Annotated in this window: 15 protein-coding genes and 1 pseudogene; 6 read left to right on the top strand and 10 right to left on the bottom strand. The window is 64.0% G+C overall.

Annotated features, from left to right (window positions below; all coding sequences use genetic code 11):
• Positions 1-17: 17 nt before the first annotated feature.
• Positions 18-2,297, top strand: coding sequence for an NADP-dependent malic enzyme (locus EN808_RS27600; RefSeq protein WP_135917276.1), 2,280 nt, complete (start codon positions 18-20; stop codon positions 2,295-2,297).
• Positions 2,298-2,376: 79 nt separating this feature from the next.
• Here EN808_RS27600 and EN808_RS27595 read toward each other — a convergent pair whose 3' ends face one another.
• Both EN808_RS27595 and EN808_RS27590 read right to left on the bottom strand, forming a co-directional pair.
• Positions 2,377-3,075 carry an antitoxin Xre/MbcA/ParS toxin-binding domain-containing protein gene (locus EN808_RS27595; RefSeq protein ID WP_127873025.1) on the bottom strand — a complete coding sequence of 233 codons (699 nt, stop codon included), beginning with the start codon at positions 3,073-3,075 and terminating at the stop codon, positions 2,377-2,379.
• Positions 3,076-3,449: 374 nt separating this feature from the next.
• Positions 3,450-4,442, bottom strand: a complete 993-nt coding sequence (locus EN808_RS27590; RefSeq protein WP_127873026.1) for an adenosine kinase — start codon at positions 4,440-4,442, stop codon at positions 3,450-3,452.
• A gap of 200 nt (positions 4,443-4,642) precedes the next feature.
• Here EN808_RS27590 and EN808_RS27585 point away from each other — a divergent pair, with 200 nt between their 5' ends.
• Both EN808_RS27585 and EN808_RS27580 read left to right on the top strand, forming a co-directional pair.
• Positions 4,643-5,545, top strand: a complete 903-nt coding sequence (locus EN808_RS27585; RefSeq protein ID WP_127873027.1) for an EamA family transporter — start codon at positions 4,643-4,645, stop codon at positions 5,543-5,545.
• Positions 5,546-5,766: 221 nt separating this feature from the next.
• The gene (locus tag EN808_RS27580) at positions 5,767-6,477 is read left to right on the top strand and encodes a sulfate transporter family protein (RefSeq protein WP_127873028.1); all 711 of its coding nucleotides are present in this window, start codon (positions 5,767-5,769) and stop codon (positions 6,475-6,477) included.
• A gap of 4 nt (positions 6,478-6,481) precedes the next feature.
• On the opposite strand, the gene EN808_RS27575 is transcribed toward EN808_RS27580, so the two are convergent.
• From EN808_RS27575 to EN808_RS27550, 6 genes are all read right to left on the bottom strand, one after another.
• Positions 6,482-7,480, bottom strand: coding sequence for a proline racemase family protein (locus EN808_RS27575; RefSeq protein ID WP_127873029.1), 999 nt, complete (start codon positions 7,478-7,480; stop codon positions 6,482-6,484).
• A gap of 7 nt (positions 7,481-7,487) precedes the next feature.
• Positions 7,488-8,291 (bottom strand): oxaloacetate decarboxylase, encoded by an 804-nt coding sequence (locus tag EN808_RS27570; RefSeq protein ID WP_127278803.1) that lies wholly within the window; start codon positions 8,289-8,291, stop codon positions 7,488-7,490.
• 74 nt (positions 8,292-8,365) lie between these two features.
• A complete protein-coding gene (locus EN808_RS27565) occupies positions 8,366-9,220 on the bottom strand; it encodes a hypothetical protein (RefSeq protein ID WP_127873030.1) in 855 nt (284 codons plus the stop codon).
• A gap of 81 nt (positions 9,221-9,301) precedes the next feature.
• Positions 9,302-9,961, bottom strand: coding sequence for an HAD family phosphatase (locus EN808_RS27560; RefSeq protein ID WP_127873031.1), 660 nt, complete (start codon positions 9,959-9,961; stop codon positions 9,302-9,304).
• An 11-nt stretch (positions 9,962-9,972) separates the two neighbouring features.
• Positions 9,973-10,458: a dUTP diphosphatase gene (dut, locus tag EN808_RS27555; RefSeq protein ID WP_127278800.1), complete on the bottom strand. Its 486-nt coding sequence runs from the start codon at positions 10,456-10,458 to the stop codon at positions 9,973-9,975.
• A gap of 96 nt (positions 10,459-10,554) precedes the next feature.
• Positions 10,555-11,025 (bottom strand): Lrp/AsnC family transcriptional regulator, encoded by a 471-nt coding sequence (locus EN808_RS27550; protein ID WP_127278799.1) that lies wholly within the window; start codon positions 11,023-11,025, stop codon positions 10,555-10,557.
• A 115-nt stretch (positions 11,026-11,140) separates the two neighbouring features.
• Here EN808_RS27550 and EN808_RS27545 point away from each other — a divergent pair, with 115 nt between their 5' ends.
• Together EN808_RS27545 and EN808_RS27540 are read left to right on the top strand one after the other, a co-directional pair.
• Positions 11,141-11,389, top strand: coding sequence for a DUF6356 family protein (locus EN808_RS27545; RefSeq protein WP_127873032.1), 249 nt, complete (start codon positions 11,141-11,143; stop codon positions 11,387-11,389).
• 14 nt (positions 11,390-11,403) lie between these two features.
• Entirely contained in the window at positions 11,404-12,204 is an 801-nt protein-coding gene (locus EN808_RS27540) for a class II glutamine amidotransferase (RefSeq protein ID WP_127873033.1), read from the top strand.
• A gap of 211 nt (positions 12,205-12,415) precedes the next feature.
• Here EN808_RS27540 and EN808_RS27535 read toward each other — a convergent pair whose 3' ends face one another.
• Entirely contained in the window at positions 12,416-13,489 is a 1,074-nt protein-coding gene (locus EN808_RS27535) for an FAD-binding oxidoreductase (protein ID WP_127873034.1), read from the bottom strand.
• 206 nt (positions 13,490-13,695) lie between these two features.
• Here EN808_RS27535 and EN808_RS27530 point away from each other — a divergent pair, with 206 nt between their 5' ends.
• Complete coding sequence (locus EN808_RS27530; protein WP_127873035.1) at positions 13,696-15,288, top strand: peptide chain release factor 3; 1,593 nt, start codon at positions 13,696-13,698, stop codon at positions 15,286-15,288.
• 68 nt (positions 15,289-15,356) lie between these two features.
• Here the strand turns inward: EN808_RS27530 and EN808_RS37205 are convergent.
• A pseudogene (locus EN808_RS37205) lies at positions 15,357-15,462 on the bottom strand (IS110 family transposase); the annotation flags it as partial.

Below are 15,462 nucleotides of genomic sequence, written 5' to 3'. Positions count from 1 at the left end.
GGAAATCAAAAAGCATCATGGCCAGGAAAACCGAGAACAACGGTCCGTCCGTCAGCGCACAGGAAGCGCTCGAATTCCATGCCATGGGCCGGCCGGGCAAGCTGGAGATCGTCGCCACCAAACCGATGACGACGCAGCGCGATCTCAGCCTCGCTTATTCGCCGGGCGTCGCCGTGCCCGTGCGCGCCATCGCCGAGGATCCTTCGAGAGCCTTCGACTATACGACGCGCGGCAACATCGTCGCCGTCATCTCCAACGGCACCGCCATCCTCGGCCTCGGCAATCTCGGCGCGCTGGCCTCGAAGCCGGTCATGGAAGGCAAGGCGGTGCTGTTCAAGCGCTTCGCCGATGTCGATTCCATCGACCTCGAGGTCGACACCGAGGATGCCGACGAGTTCATCAACTGCGTGCGCTTCCTCGGTCCCTCCTTCGGCGGCATCAACCTGGAAGACATCAAGGCGCCGGAATGCTTCATCATCGAGCAGCGCCTGCGCGAACTGATGGACATCCCGGTCTTCCATGACGACCAGCATGGCACGGCCATCATCTCGGCCGCCGGCCTGATCAATGCGCTGGAGGTAACCGGCCGCGACATGAAGACCACGAAGCTGGTCTGCAATGGCGCGGGTGCCGCCGGCATCGCCTGCATCGAGCTGATGAAGGCGATGGGTTTTTCGCCCGAAAACATCACCTTGTGCGACACCAAGGGCGTGGTCTTCCAGGGCCGAACCGAGGGCATGAACCAGTGGAAATCGGCGCACGCGGTCAAGACCGAGGCGCGTTCTCTGGCCGAAGCGCTCGACGGCGCCGACGTCTTCCTCGGCCTTTCCGCCAAGGGGGCGCTGACCACCGCCATGGTGCAGTCGATGGCCAAGAACCCGATCATCTTCGCCATGGCCAATCCCGATCCGGAGATCACCCCGGAGGAAGTGGCCGAGATCCGCACCGACGCCATCATGGCCACCGGGCGTTCGGATTATGCCAATCAGGTCAACAACGTGCTCGGCTTCCCCTACATCTTCCGCGGCGCGCTTGATGTCAGGGCCACCACCATCAACGACGACATGAAGATCGCCGCCGCCCGCGCTCTCGCCGAACTGGCGCGCCAGGACGTGCCCGACGACGTCGCCGCCGCCTATCAGGGCAACCGGCCGAAATTCGGCCCCAACTACATCATTCCGGTGCCTTTCGACCCGCGCCTGATCTCGGCCATCCCGATTGCCGTGGCCAAGGCGGCAATGGATTCGGGCGTCGCCCGCAAGCCGATCCTCGATCTCGACCGCTACGCGCAGGAGCTTTCCGCCCGCCGCGACCCGATCGCCTCGACCCTGCAGCGCATCTACGACCGCGTGCGCCGCCAGCCCAAGCGCATCGTCTTCGCCGAGGGCGAGGAGGAGCAGGTGATGCGCGCCGCCGTCTCCTATGTGAACCAGCGGCTCGGCACGGCCATCCTGCTTGGCCGCGACGACGTCATCAAGGAGAACGCCAGGCACGCCGGCATCGACTTGAACAAGCAAGGCATCGAGATCATCAACGCGCGCCTGTCGCGCCGCAATTCGATCTACACCGACTATCTCTACGAACGCATGCAGCGCAAAGGCTTCCTGTTCCGCGACTGCCAGCGGCTGATCAACAACGACCGCAACCATTTCGCCGCCTGCATGGTGGCGCTGGGTGACGCCGACGGCATCGTCACCGGCGTCACCCGCAACTATTCCACCGCGCTCGACGATATCAGGCGCGTCATCGACGCCAAGCCCGGCCACCGCGTCATCGGCGCCTCGATCGTGCTGGCGCGCGGCCGCACGGTGATCGTCGCCGACACCGCCGTCCACGACATGCCCAACGCCGAGCAGATCGCCGACATCGCCGAGGAGGCGGCAGGCTTTGCCCGCCGCATGGGCTATGAGCCGAGGCTCGCCATGCTCGCCTATTCCACCTTTGGCCATCCGCAGGGCGAGCGTTCCGAGCGCATCCAGGAAGCCGTGCGCATCCTCGACAAGCGCCGCGTCGATTTCGAATATGACGGCGAAATGGCCGCCGACGTGGCGCTCAACGCCCGCGCCATGGCGCAATACCCGTTCATCCGCCTGACCGGCCCGGCCAACGTGCTGATCATGCCGGCGTTCCACTCGGCCTCGATCTCGACCAAGATGCTGCAGGAACTCGGCGGCTCGACCGTCATCGGCCCGCTGCTGGTCGGCCTGAACAAGCCGGTGCAGATCGTCTCGCTGAACGCCAAGGACAGCGATATCGTGAACATGGCGGCGATCGCGGCTTATACGGCGGGGACTTGAGGAGCATCCCGCCTGGCAGACGAAAGCTTCTGCATCAGACAAGCCCGAAGCGCGGCGCGGGCACCTTCTCGCGCCGACTTCAGCCCGGCGCGAACCCACGCGCCGCCTCGACCACCTCTTCCGCCTGGTCCTGCCGTAGCAGGTCGATCGGGATGCGGCCGTCGAGCTGTGCCGCTGGGCGGGTCAACCATAGCCATGCGAGCCTCGGGTTGCCGATCAGCTCCAGCACGTCGCTTATGCCCGCCACCGGCCTGCCGTCGACGAATTGCGCCAGCGGGAAGACGTGCTTGCGGCCGCCCTTGCGCAGCGCGATGACGTCGCCGCGCCGTTGCCAGCGGTGCAAAGTGGAGCGTGCGATGCGCAGGTTCTCTTCCAGATAGGTCGAGCCGGCGACGCGGCCGGCCCAGTCCTCGATCAGCATCGATTCGAGGTCGTCGGACTGGGTCAGCGCGGGAAGCGCTTCGGCCTCTGCGGGCAGCGTCGTCGTGCCGGTGGTGCCGGCTTCGCCTCGGCGCGCCGCTTCTGCCGCCAGCGCGCGCACGAATTTCGAGGCCAGCCCCGGAAGGTCGGCGTGGATGGTGTCGATGGCGCGCTGGTGCTTGGGCGACAGCAAGGTGACCGCGGAGGCGATGCTGCCGGCGATTTTGGCGACCGAGACCATGGTGGACTGGTTGATCGCCTCGTCATAATGGGCGAGCGCGCGCTCGACCTTGTCGGCGACCAACTCCGCGAAGTCGTCCTGGTTTATGCCGGTCGCCTGGATTGGAAATCTGGTCATGCATCTGTCTTCTGGCCGCGCTCCTCCCCGACTGCGGCCGTTTGTCAACGGCTAAGGGAAAAGCGGGACTCCGAACGGCAACAGATGCAGCGAACCCGACAGGTTGCTGTCTTGCATTTACGACACCCCAACTGACTGCGAGCATCCCGAAATGCCAGTCACGGGACGCTCGCAATTTCCTGTAGGAGCGGTGTGTGACAACCGCGCGACGGTCTTTTCCTTCTCCCCTTGTGGGAGAAGGTGGCCTCGCGAAGCGAGGTCGGATGAGGGTGTTCCAGCTTGGCAAAAACGGCGATCCGTCACCCACCCCTCAACCGTCTCGGCGCTGCGCGCCGATCCACCTTCTCCCACAGGGGGAGAAGGGAAAAGCCCCCCTACAACAACCCCGCTTGCTCGGCTTCCTTGCGCAGATTCTGCCGTGGCCTCGGGCCGATCTGCTGGATCACCAATCCGGCTGCCAGTGAGCCAAGGTCGCCGCAGGTCTGGAGGTCGCGTCCCTGTGTATAACCATGCAGGAAACCGGCGGCGTAGAGGTCGCCGGCGCCCGTCGTGTCGACCAGTTCCTTGATGGCGGTCGCCTTTATGACCACGGTCTCGTCGCCGCGCACGATGACCGAGCCCTTTTCGGAGCGGGTCACCGCGGCGATCTTGCAATCCTTGCGAATCTGCGCCAGCGCCTCGTCGAACGACGAAGTCTGGTAAAGCGACTTGATCTCGTGGCTGTTGGCAAAGACGATATCGACCGTGCCCGAGCGCATCAGGTCGAGGAACTCGTCACGGTAACGGTCGACGCAGAACGAATCCGACAAGGTCATGGACACTTCGCGGCCGGCCGCGTGCGCCAGCCTGGCCGTCTGCCGGATGGCTTCCTTGGCGCGCGGCGGGTCCCACAGATAGCCTTCGAAATAGGTCACCTTGGCGCCCGACGCCTTGTCGGCCTCGACATCTTCCGGCCCGAGTTCGACGCAGGCGCCGAGATAGGTGTTCATCGAGCGCTCGCCATCGGGGGTGACGAAGATCATCGAGCGCGCCGTCGGCGGCTCGCCCTCGAGCGGCTTGGTGTCAAAGGCGACACCTTGCGCGTGGATATCGTGCGCGTAGATTTCGCCCAGCGCATCGTTGGAAACCTTGCCGAAGAAGGCGGCGCGTCCGCCGAAGGAGGCGACCCCGGCCGCCGTGTTGCCGGCGCTGCCGCCGGAGGCCTCGATTGCCGGACCCATGCGGCTGTAGAGCAATTCGGCGCGATGGGTGTCGATGAGATTCATCGCGCCCTTGATGATGCCGTTGGTCTGGAGGAAGTCCTCTTCGCACTGGGCGATGATGTCGACAATCGCATTGCCGATGCAAAGCACGTCATAATCCGGCATCAATGTCTCCGCCAAAAACCCGAGCCGGCTTCTTGCCATGCCCGCGCGGGTCTACAGCATGACGCTGAAAACAGGCAACCGATTTTCTGTCCTTGCCGCGCCAGCCCAGGCGCTACGACAATTCGACCGTGGCCGAAACATTTCGTCGCGATGTCGCCTACATCTGCGCTCCTGAGATCACGGTCCGAAGGCGCGAGCCCATGCCTGCCAAAAACGACACGGCTACCGACCTGGCGCTGCTTGGCGTACTGGCTGTCCTGTGGGGCGCCTCCTACACCTTCATCAAGATCGGCGTCGAGACCATCCCGCCCATCACCTTCATCGCCGCCCGCACCCTGATCGCCGGCGCCATCCTGTTCGCCATCATCCGCTGGCGTGGGCTTGCCATGCCGGGAGACGCGGCTAGCTGGCGCCGCTTCGCCTTCCAGGCCTGCCTCAACAGCGTCGTCCCGTTCACGCTGATCGCCGCGGCCGAGCGCTCGGTCGACGCCGGCCTTGCCACCATCCTCAACGCCACCTCGCCGATCTTCACCTTCCTGCTCACCGCGCTGATCACCCGCCATGAGCCGGTCACCCCACGCAAGCTGGTCGGCGTCGGCGCCGGCATTGCCGGCATCTGCCTCATCGTCGGCACACAGGCGCTTGGCGGCATCGGCCACCAGCTCTGGGCACAGATCGCCATCGTCGCGGCAACCGTGTGCTATGCCGGCGCCGCCATCTTCGGCCGTGGCTTCAAGGGCCTCGATCCGATGCTTCCCGCCGCTGGCTCCATGCTGTGCGGCGCCGTCATGCTGGTGCCGCTCAGCCTGGTGGTCGACCAGCCATGGACGCTGACGCCTTCGGCAGCTTCCATCCTCGCTTTGCTCGGCCTGTCCGTGTTTTCGACGGCACTGGCGTTCGTCATCTATTTTCGCCTCATCCACACGCTGGGTTCGGTCGGCACGACGTCGCAGGCCTATCTGCGGGTGCCGATCGGTGTCGGCATCGGCGCCATCTTCCTCGGCGAAAGCCTGGGTCCGACGGCATGGCTCGGCATGGGCTTTGTCGTTGCCGGCGTGGCGGCCATGACCATACCGGTCCGCAAACCGGCCTTCGCCCGGTAGTCAGATTTCGGCAGCGTCCAAAGACAAGCAAAGGCCCGCGCTTGTGCTCGCGGGCCGCACTGCCTATCTCGGAGACGTCCTGCCTTGAGCGGTTCAGTGTTTGATGGAATCTCTGACCCGCTGTAACTTCTCGTTTTTACGCAATCCCGGGCGGAAAACCGCTACGCACTTTTCCTGGAATTGCTCTGTGGTTGTGTCCGCTGACCTGGGGTTGAAGCACGGTGATTTTCGACGCTGCCCGCACCGCGGCCCTGGAGCTGCTCTCGCCTCCGTTCCGCGCCGTGTTCATCAAGACGCTCGGCCTAACCCTGCTGGCGCTGGTCGCCCTGTGGTTCGGCCTGACCAGCCTTGTCGAATGGCTGGCCCTGCCGTGGCTCCAGACCGTGTTGCCCGGCATACCGTCCTGGGCCGGCTGGCTGGGCGGCATTGTCGCGGCCATCGCGCTGGCCTTCGGCATGGCGCTGCTTGTTGCGCCGGTCACGGCCGTCATCGCCGGCCTGTTCCTCGACGATGTCGCCGAAGTGGTCGAGCGCACCGATTACCCAAGCCACCCGGCCGGACGGGCCATGCCGGCATTGCGCTCGATGGTGCTGGCGATAAAGTTTTTCGGCGTCGTCATCCTGGGCAACATCGTGGCGCTCATGCTTCTGCTGGTGCCGGGCATCAACATCGCAGCCTTCTTCATTGTCAACGGCTACCTGCTGGGGCGCGAATTCTTCGAATTCGCCGCCATGCGCTTTCGCCCCGAGGAAGATGCGAGGGCCCTGCGCCGGCGCTATGCCGGTACGGTGTTTCTGTCCGGGCTGGTGATCGCGGCATTCCTTGCCGTGCCGCTGCTCAACCTGCTGACGCCGCTCTTCGCCGCCGCCATGATGGTGCATCTGCACAAGGCGGTCTCGGCGCGGGAAGCGGTCCGTTCCGCAAACGGTTGAGCCTTCAGCGCAAGAGGAAACCACGCCCCAGCTCGTCGTCCGGTTCGACAATGAATTCGGCTCCTCCGGAATAATAGGCGCGGCCGCCGACGCGGGCGACGATCGCTTCGTGCGGGCCGGCCTGTGCCGTTCGCACGACCGCCCCGGAAAAGCGCGAGCCGGCGATGCTCTCGAAACTGCGCGTCTGCCCGATGGCGATCTCACCCTTGGCATGCATGGCCGCCAGCCGGGCGGTCACGCCGGAACCGGTCGGCGATCGGTCGACTTCCGCCTCGGCGAAGACGCAGACATTTCTGGTGACTTCCCCGGAAAAGGCGTCCTTTCCGTCGGTCAGGATGGTGCCGTAGAGGAAGGCGAGGTCGTCATGATCGGGATGCGACAGCGCAAACTCGGCCTTGAGCCGGTTCGTCAGCGCCGTTGCCGCATCGACGAAATCGCGCACGCGGTCGTGGCCGAATTCCAGCCCGAACTGATGGCAGTCGGCCAGCGCGTAGAAAGCCCCGCCATAGGCGATATCGAAACCGATCTTGCCATACTCTGTCAGCTCGATCTGTTGGTCGCGGGCGAACAGGAAGGCAGGCACGCTCTCGAACGACACCGCACCGGCCTTGCCGTCGCTGACCTCGACCGAGGCGACGACCAGGCCACAAGGCGCCTCGATGTTGACGGTGGTGAACGGCTCCTGTTTCGCCACCAGGCCTTCATCGATGGCATAACGGCCGAGCGCGACGATGGCGTGGCCGCACATGGTGGAATAGCCCTCATTGTGCATGAACAGCACGGCAAGGTCGGCGCCGGGCAAATCGGGCTCGACCAGCAAGGCGCCATACATGTCGTAATGGCCGCGCGGCTCGAAGATCAGCAGTTTGCGCAAATGGTCGAGGTTGTCCCGCACATAGGCGCGCTTTTCAAGGATGGTGCCCTTGGGGATAGCGGGATAACCCCCGGTGACGATCCGCAGCGGCTCGCCGCCCGTATGCATGTCGACGACGGTAAGGTTCATGCGGCGTCTAACCCTGGGATTTGCCGTACAGCGCCTGCAACTTGCCGAACGGCATGGCAGCGCGGGTGAAGCCGAACGTTCCGTCCTGCTGGATCTCGCGCGCCGCCGTCTCCAGCATGCCGTAGGCGAAATTGGTCAGCCACGGCCCGAGCGAAATCCGCTTGACGCCGGCCATGGCAAGGTCGGCGATGGTGAAGCCGGGCCTCGCCATGACATTGACCGGCTTGGTCACCGCCGAGCAGAGCGTGCGCACCATCTCGACGTCGCCGATGCCCGGCGCATAGAGCACGTCGGCGCCGGCCTTTTCGAAGGCCTGCAGCCGCTTGATCGTATCGTCGAGGTCGGACTTGCCCCACAGGAAATTCTCGGCCCGCGCGGTGAAGACAAAATCGCGCTTCAGCGCCCGCGCCGCCTCCACCGCGGCGGCGACGCGCTCGACCGCATGCGAAAACTCGTAGATGGGCTTTTCCGGATCGCCGGTATGGTCTTCGATCGAGCAGCCGGCAAGCCCGGCGGCCTCCGCTGCGAAAATGGTCTCGGCGGCCTGCTCGGGGCTGTCGCCCTTGCCTTTTTCGAGATCCGCCGAGACCGGCAGTTCGGTCGCGGCCGTCACCTCGCGGCAATGATGGATCATCTGGTCGAAGCTCACGGCCCCGTCCGGCAGGCCGCGCGAAAAGGCAAAGCCGGCGCTGGTCGTGGCCAGCGCCTTGAAGCCGAAGGAGCCAAGCAGCTTCGTCGTGCCCGGGTCCCAGGGATTGGGCATGACGAAGGTCGAGGCATGCAGGTCGCGAAAGATCTTGCCCTTGTCCATGAATGTTCCCCATGACGAGTGTCGGGGCGGATGCTAGCGCGCCGTTTCCGGCCGGGCAAACAAATGCGGTTGGTTCAGAAGCGTTTCTCGTTGTCTGCTGCCAATTTTTCGAAAGCATCGGAATCGGCGACGTAGCCCGCTGTTTTCTTGTCCCAGCGGTAGGTTACGGAAATGTCGTTCGAGACGGCTTTGGGGGCGGGTTCGTCGCACGTCTCTTCGCCAGGTGCCGTCTTGTCGGTTATCGTCGCCTTGATCGCGGCGTAGGGCTGGCCATCGCTCACGGCCTGGAAGGTCAGGTCCTGGGAGCGCCGATAGGAACAGACATTTTCGTCGAACGTGTTGATGAGGTCGATCAGCTCAAAACGGTCGTCTCGCACCAGGATAAGCGGCGTCGACATGTAGCCCTGGTTCGAGTTGAAATGCGTGCTGGAGATCATCAGCGCATCGTCGCTGGCGCCGAGCGAAAGTTTGCCGGGGTGGCGAAAGAAGGTGAAACGGTCGGTCGCCACATTGACGGCATCGAGCAACCTCGGTTTGCCGGTGAGATCGTAAAGCGCCAGCACCGCATAGCCCTCCGCGCTGTCGGGCGATTCGCCGAGATCGAAAAGCATGGCCAGCCGCTCCTTGCCTCCGGCCTTGATGCCAAGCACGCCGGCGCTGAAAACGCTCGGTGCTTCTGGTGGCGAGCTGTCATTGTCGGGACCGGCAATGTGCCGCATCTCGATCGGCGAGGAGCCGACATAGTAGTCGCCCTTCGCCGTCAGATCCGGAATGACCATCCTGATGAGATCGGCATAGGTCGTGCCGGCGTGGCCATCGATGGGTTTGCCGAGGTCCGGGCTGGCCGCGTCCTGGGCGCCGGCCGCGCCGCCCAGCAATGGCAGCAGCAACAGGCAGGCAAAGACGAGCCGATGCAAAAATCCCGACATGCTTGATATCGTCCCCTCACCGCAAGCACCGCGAAGCTGACACTTCCGGGCGACATGCACTAGCCCATCCGGCCGGCAAAATCAGTGGATCGGCACCAGCCCGGCGAGTTCGCGCATGTCGTCGAACAGGATGCCGCCGGCCTGGATCAGGCCGTCGCGGTCGGAATAGGGGTCGCCATGATAGGAGAACACCCGCATGCCGGCAGCGATGCCTGCCTGCGTGCCTGCGACGCTATCCTCGATGACGATGCAGTCGGCCGGCTCGAAGCCCATGGCTTTGGTCGCATGCAGGAACAGGTCGGGGAACGGCTTGCCGCGCGAGACCATGGTGGCGCTGAACATGGCATGCTCGAACAGCGGCAACAGCCCGGTCTGGCCAAGCGTTATGTGCATCTTCGAGATCCTGGCCGAGGTGGCGACGCAATAGGCGAGGCCGGCGGCGCGGACCGCCTCGATGAACTCCCGGACATAAGGGATCGCCTCGACGCCATGAGCGAACAGATCCGGCAGGCCGGCATTCCAGCGCTCGACGAAATCGGCGCCGAGCCTGACGCTGGTCGTCTCCTCGATCTCCTTCTGCACCGAGACCATGCTGCGGCCGGAGAAGTTCTTGCGGCAATATTCGAAGGTCGTTGGATAGCCGCTCGCGCTGAGCCATTCGGCCAGGCGCCGGTTGGCGAGGTTCTCGGTATCGACCAGGATCCCGTCGCAGTCGAAGATGACAAGTTTAGGCAAGGGCATTGGATTCGCTATCAGGCGGTGCCGGTCGATCCGAATCCGCCCGAGCCGCGCGCCGTGCCGCCGGCGAGCGAACGCTCTTCCACAGCCACCTGCGTCACGGCGGCGAAAACGATCTGGGCAATGCGCATGCCGCGCGTAACGGCAAAATCCTCGTCGCCGAGATTGACCAGCAGCACCTTCACCTCGCCGCGATAGTCGCTGTCGACCGTGCCGGGTGAATTGAGGACGGTAAGGCCGTGTTTGAAGGCAAGGCCCGAGCGTGGCCGCACCTGGCCTTCCATGCCTTCGGGAATTTCCAGGATCAGCCCCGTCGGCACCAGAGCGCGCTTGCCGGGCAGGATCAGAAGCGGCCGGTCTTCGGGCACCGCCGCGCGCAAATCCATGCCAGCGGCGCCGGTGCTTTCATAAGCGGGAAGCGGAAGTCCCTCGCCATGCGGCAGCCTGACGAAGCCGACGGTGGGACCGATGACGGAGGGTGTTTGAAGGGCTGCGCGCATAAAATCGATCCTATCGGCGCGATTGCCGATTCGGTCAATTCGCCCGCGGCGCTATCAACGGCTTTCTTTCGGGCATCACTATGGCCTGAGGACGGCTCAACGCACTTCCATCGGAACCACCGTCGTCTCCTTGATCTCCTCCATGACGAAGGAGGCGGAAACATCCGACAGCGCCACCTTGGCGATGAGCCGCTGGTAGAGCCGGTCATAGGCCTTCACGTCGGCGACACGGGCGCGCAGTACATAATCGAGATCGCCAGACATGCGATAGACGCCGATGATCTCTGGCAAGCCGCTTACCGCGGCGCGGAATTTCTGCAGCCAGTCCGGGTCGTGGTTGGATGTGCGGATCAGGATGAACACCGAAAGGCCAAGCCCGAGCTTTTCGGCATCGACCAGCGCCACGCGGCCGGTGATGACGCGATCTTCCTCCAGCCGCTTGACGCGACGCCAGCAGGCATTGCGCGACAATGCCACCCGCTCCGACAGCTGGTCGACCGACAACGTGCCGTCTCGTTGCAGTTCGGCAAGCAATTTTCGGTCGATTTCATCGATTTCCAGTGTCATTTGGGATGTTTGTCCCATGAAGTGGCAAAATACAAGGATATTTTGGGACCAATGAACCGGTGAGGCGTGTCAGGATACTCATATCAGGAAGCTCCAGCGCTGAAGGGGAACCAGCATGTCGCTCGCAAGCATTTTCACCTCTCATCCGGCCAAGGTCGGCGAAACCTATTTCGGCCATATGGCCTTCGCCGCCTGGTTCTCGTCGCGCCTGCTGATGGCGGCGGGAGCAGCGCTCGTTCACGCTTTCTTGCCATTTCTCTTCGAGACTACCGCCAGCCGAATCATTCGCGAGCTCTACGAGCGGACGCACAACAGAGGCAATCACACGGTCGAAGCGCCGGCGGCGCTTGCGGATCGTGCCTAGAGGACGACAAAGCGATGTGCCGATGGGCGGCCTATCTCGGTGAAGCGGTCGTTCTCGAAGATATCCTCACGGCGCCCTGTCACTCGCTGATCGCCCAGAGCCACTGCGCCCAGGAAGCCAAGTCGCCGACCAATGGCGACGGTTTCGGCCTTGCCTGGTATGGCGAGAGGCCCGAGCCCGGCCTCTATCGCGACATCCTGCCGGCCTGGTCCGACCCCAATCTGAAAAGCCTGTGCCGGCAGATCAAGTCCGGCCTGTTCCTCGCCCATGTCAGGGCCTCGACCGGCGGCGCCACCAGCCGCATGAACTGCCATCCGTTCATCTCCGGCCGCTGGTCGTTCATGCACAATGGCCAGATCGGCGGTTTCGAGAAAATTCGCCGCGCGCTGGAGAACTCGCTGTCCGACGCTGTCTTCGACCAGCGCGAAGGCACCACCGATTCCGAACTGTTTTTTCTCCTGATGATCGACGAGGGCCTTTCGGCCGACCCACTAGGCGCCGTCTCGCGTGCCACCAGCCGCGTGCTGGAAGCCTCTCGCCGCGCCGGTCTCGAGCCGGCGCTTAAACTCACCGCCGCTTTCTCCGACGGGCAGATTCTATATGCGGTCCGCTACGCCACTGACGCTCACGCGCCGACGCTCTACACGTCCATCTTCCGCAAGGGCGCTGGCCGCTGCATCGTCTCCGAGCCCTTCGATCGCGAGGGCGGCGACTGGCAGGCGATCCCGCCATCGAGCTTCGTCACCATGACCAGGGATGGCATCGACATAAGTCCATTCGTTCCGGTCGCGGCGAAGCTGGCGCTGGTTGGATAGCAAATCGTTTCGGTCGAGTTCCTCCGCGCCCCTCTCTGTCCTGCCGGACATCTCCCCCAGAGCGGGAGGCCAGATGTCGCGATGGCCTTCCCAATCTCGAACGTTGAAGAGCGAAGCCGCCGGCGAAGCTGACGTCTCCCACTTGTAGGGGAGATGTCCGGCAGGACAGAGGGGGGCGCCGTAGAGTGCCGCGCCTCGGAAGCAGCCATTGCTACTGCGCAAACCGCGCCAGCCCGTAAGGCGCCAACAATGCATCGCGCTCGCCTTCAAGAATCTCCCGCGCGGCAAACAGGCCGACGGCTGGTGCCAGCGTGATGCCGGAATGCATGACCGCGACGTAGAGCCCATCCAGGCCCTCGGCGCGGCCGATGATCGGAAAGCCGTCGATCGGATTGGGGCGGTAGCCAATGGTTTGGAAATCGAGTTCCAGCCCCTCCGCGCCACGCAATGCTGCTTTCGTGACCGCGAACAGCGCGCGGGCGGTCGCTTCGGCGTCCATACCGGGATCGCCGCCAGCGAAATCCGAGCCGGCGATGATGCGGCCCTCGGCGGTCTGGCGCATGTGTAGCCTCTCGGCGTGCACCAGTCCGTTGAGCAATTTCCTGTAAGGCCGCGAATGGACGATAAGGCCGGGCGGCGTCTCGATCGGCAAGGTGATGCCGGCCGTCGCCGCAATATCCGGAGAGCCGACGCCAGCGGCGATCACCACCTCGTCGGCGGCAACGAGCCCATGTGATGTGTCCACGCCGGTAATCCTGCCGTTGCTCTGGGCCAGCGCGGTCACCGTGCCGGAGAGGATGCGCGCGCCTTGCCGCGCTGCATCCGCCAGCAGCGCCTTCGCTGTGGCCGCGGGCTCGGCGACACCTTCCTCAGCGATATGCAAGGCAAAATCTGGAGGCTCGGCGAGATTGGGCTCAATGCGTGCCACCTGCTCTCGGCCAACCCGTTCGATGCCGTAGCCCCAGGCCGAATGCTCGTCCGCATAGGCTTCGAGCCTCTCCGCCTGCAGGTCCCAGTTCAGGCCGCCGCACCAGGCCAGCGGCAGGCCGGGCAAATCATTTGCAAGTCGCTTCCACTCGGCCATGGCACGGATGCGCAGCCGGAAATAGGTTTCCGGATTGCCCCAACTGGCGTTGATCCAGGCAAACGAGTTCGGCGTCGCCACGCCGCCCGGCGCGCTGTCGGCAATGACCGTCACCTGCGCGCCAGCTCTGGTCAGATGCCAGGCAACCGAGGCACCAATAATGCCGGCGCCGATGACGATCACTTGTTTCGACGCAGCCATGGTCACTCCTCTGTCTCCTGATTCCAAGGGATGTTCATCCAAGTGGCATTCCTATGGCCGCTTGCCAATGTTGAAATACACGGCTCCCGGCCATTGCTGGCTTCAGCAGAGAGACGGCATCCGGCGGCATCCGTGCCGCCGGAACGGTCGACAGCCCGGCGTAGCGCTGCTAGAAGCCCGGCCTGTCACACGGAAATCCCAACAGAATGCCCGAAGCTATCCCAGAGGAAGTGGCGCGCCGCCGCACTTTCGCGATCATCGCCCACCCCGACGCCGGCAAGACGACGCTGACCGAAAAGCTGCTGCTGTTCGGCGGCGCCATCCAGCTTGCCGGCGAGGTCAAGGCCAAGAAGGACCGCATCCAGACGCGGTCCGACTGGATGAAGATCGAGCGCGAGCGCGGCATTTCGGTCGTCACCTCGGTGATGACCTTCGAATATGAGGACAACGTCTTCAATCTGCTCGACACGCCCGGCCACGAGGACTTCGCCGACGATACCTATCGCACGCTATCGGCGGTCGACTCGGCCGTCATGGTCATAGACGCCGCCAAGGGCATCGAGCCGCGCACGCTGAAACTGTTCGAGGTCTGCCGGCTGCGCGACATCCCGATCATCACCTTCGTCAACAAGATGGACCGCGAAAGCCGCGATCCGTTCGAGATTTTGGACGAGATCGAGCAGAAGCTGGCGCTGGACACCGCGCCCGTCACCTGGCCGATCGGCCGTGGCAAGACCTTCTCCGGCACCTATCACCTGGCGCTGAACGCCGTGCGCAAGGGTGACGACGAGAAGGAACGCACGCCGGTCAACGGTCCCGATTCCAACCGCGTTGCCGGCCTTCTGCCGGAAAATGAGCGCGAGGCCTTCATCGAGGAACTCGAACTGGCGCGCGAAGCCTGCCGTCCGCTCGACATCGACGCTTTTCGCGAAGGCCATCTGACACCAGTCTATTTCGGCTCGGCGCTGCGCAATTACGGCGTGCGCGACCTGATCGAGGCGCTTGGCGCCTTCGGGCCGCCACCGCGCGCGCAGGAGGCCGACACCCGCACTATCGAGGCGACGGAGGAGAAGATGACCTCCTTCGTCTTCAAGATCCAGGCCAACATGGATCCCAACCATCGCGACCGCATCGCCTTCGTGCGCGTCTGCTCGGGCAAGCTCGAGCGCGGCATGAAGGCCAAGCTGGTGCGCACGGGGAAGCCGATGTCACTCTCGGCGCCGCAATTCTTCTTCGCCCGCACCCGCGTCACCGCCGACGAGGCTTTCGCCGGTGATGTCGTCGGCATCCCCAACCACGGCACGCTGCGCATCGGCGACACGTTGACCGAGGGCGAGGAAATCCTGTTTCGCGGCGTGCCGAATTTCGCCCCGGAAATCCTGCGCCGCGTGCGCCTCGGCGACGCGATGAAGGCCAAGAAGTTGAAGGAAGCGCTGCACCAGATGGCCGAGGAAGGCGTCGTGCAGCTGTTTTCGCCGGAAGATGGTTCGCCGGCCATCGTCGGTGTCGTCGGCGCCCTGCAGCTGGATGTGCTGAAAGAGCGGCTGAACTTCGAATACACGCTGCCCGTCGAGTTCGAAATGTCGCGCTTTTCGGTCTGCCGCTGGATCTCGGCCGACGACAAGGCCGAAGTGCTTCGCTTCATCGAAGCGCATCGCGGCGACATCGCCCGCGACCTCGACAACGACCCGGTGTTCCTCGCCCAGCACGCCTTCTCGCTGAACTACGAAGCCGAGCGCTGGAAGGCGATCCGCTTCGCCACGATCAAGGATTATCAGGTGAGAGATAAGGCGGCGTAGGCTGCCCTTTCCCTTCTCCCCTTGTGGGAGAAGGTGTCGCCGAAGGCGACGGATGAGCAACTGTGTTTTCAGGCTTTGTCTGGATACCAGGGTTGGTTGTGTCGAAGCATGGCGCTGAGGATGGTCATAATCTTTCGGGCCACGGCGACGATGGCGACCTTTGGTTGCTTACCG

The sequence above is a fragment of the Mesorhizobium sp. M8A.F.Ca.ET.165.01.1.1 genome, assembly GCF_004792065.1.
Classification (GTDB): domain Bacteria; phylum Pseudomonadota; class Alphaproteobacteria; order Rhizobiales; family Rhizobiaceae; genus Mesorhizobium.
This window is presented reverse-complemented; position numbering and strand designations above follow the sequence as displayed.

What these genes read in the sequence shown, in the direction of transcription:
- EN808_RS27600 (WP_135917276.1), top strand. Translation starts at nt 18, where the DNA reads ATGGCCAGGAAAACCGAGAACAACGGTCCGTCCGTCAGCGCACAGGAA.
- EN808_RS27595 (WP_127873025.1), bottom strand. Translation starts at nt 3,075, where the DNA reads ATGACCAGATTTCCAATCCAGGCGACCGGCATAAACCAGGACGACTTC.
- EN808_RS27590 (WP_127873026.1), bottom strand. Translation starts at nt 4,442, where the DNA reads ATGCCGGATTATGACGTGCTTTGCATCGGCAATGCGATTGTCGACATC.
- EN808_RS27585 (WP_127873027.1), top strand. Translation starts at nt 4,643, where the DNA reads ATGCCTGCCAAAAACGACACGGCTACCGACCTGGCGCTGCTTGGCGTA.
- EN808_RS27575 (WP_127873029.1), bottom strand. Translation starts at nt 7,480, where the DNA reads ATGAACCTTACCGTCGTCGACATGCATACGGGCGGCGAGCCGCTGCGG.
- EN808_RS27570 (WP_127278803.1), bottom strand. Translation starts at nt 8,291, where the DNA reads ATGGACAAGGGCAAGATCTTTCGCGACCTGCATGCCTCGACCTTCGTC.
- EN808_RS27565 (WP_127873030.1), bottom strand. Translation starts at nt 9,220, where the DNA reads ATGTCGGGATTTTTGCATCGGCTCGTCTTTGCCTGCCTGTTGCTGCTG.
- EN808_RS27560 (WP_127873031.1), bottom strand. Translation starts at nt 9,961, where the DNA reads ATGCCCTTGCCTAAACTTGTCATCTTCGACTGCGACGGGATCCTGGTC.
- dut (WP_127278800.1), bottom strand. Translation starts at nt 10,458, where the DNA reads ATGCGCGCAGCCCTTCAAACACCCTCCGTCATCGGTCCCACCGTCGGC.
- EN808_RS27550 (WP_127278799.1), bottom strand. Translation starts at nt 11,025, where the DNA reads ATGACACTGGAAATCGATGAAATCGACCGAAAATTGCTTGCCGAACTG.
- EN808_RS27545 (WP_127873032.1), top strand. Translation starts at nt 11,141, where the DNA reads ATGTCGCTCGCAAGCATTTTCACCTCTCATCCGGCCAAGGTCGGCGAA.
- EN808_RS27540 (WP_127873033.1), top strand. Translation starts at nt 11,404, where the DNA reads ATGTGCCGATGGGCGGCCTATCTCGGTGAAGCGGTCGTTCTCGAAGAT.
- EN808_RS27535 (WP_127873034.1), bottom strand. Translation starts at nt 13,489, where the DNA reads ATGGCTGCGTCGAAACAAGTGATCGTCATCGGCGCCGGCATTATTGGT.
- EN808_RS27530 (WP_127873035.1), top strand. Translation starts at nt 13,696, where the DNA reads ATGCCCGAAGCTATCCCAGAGGAAGTGGCGCGCCGCCGCACTTTCGCG.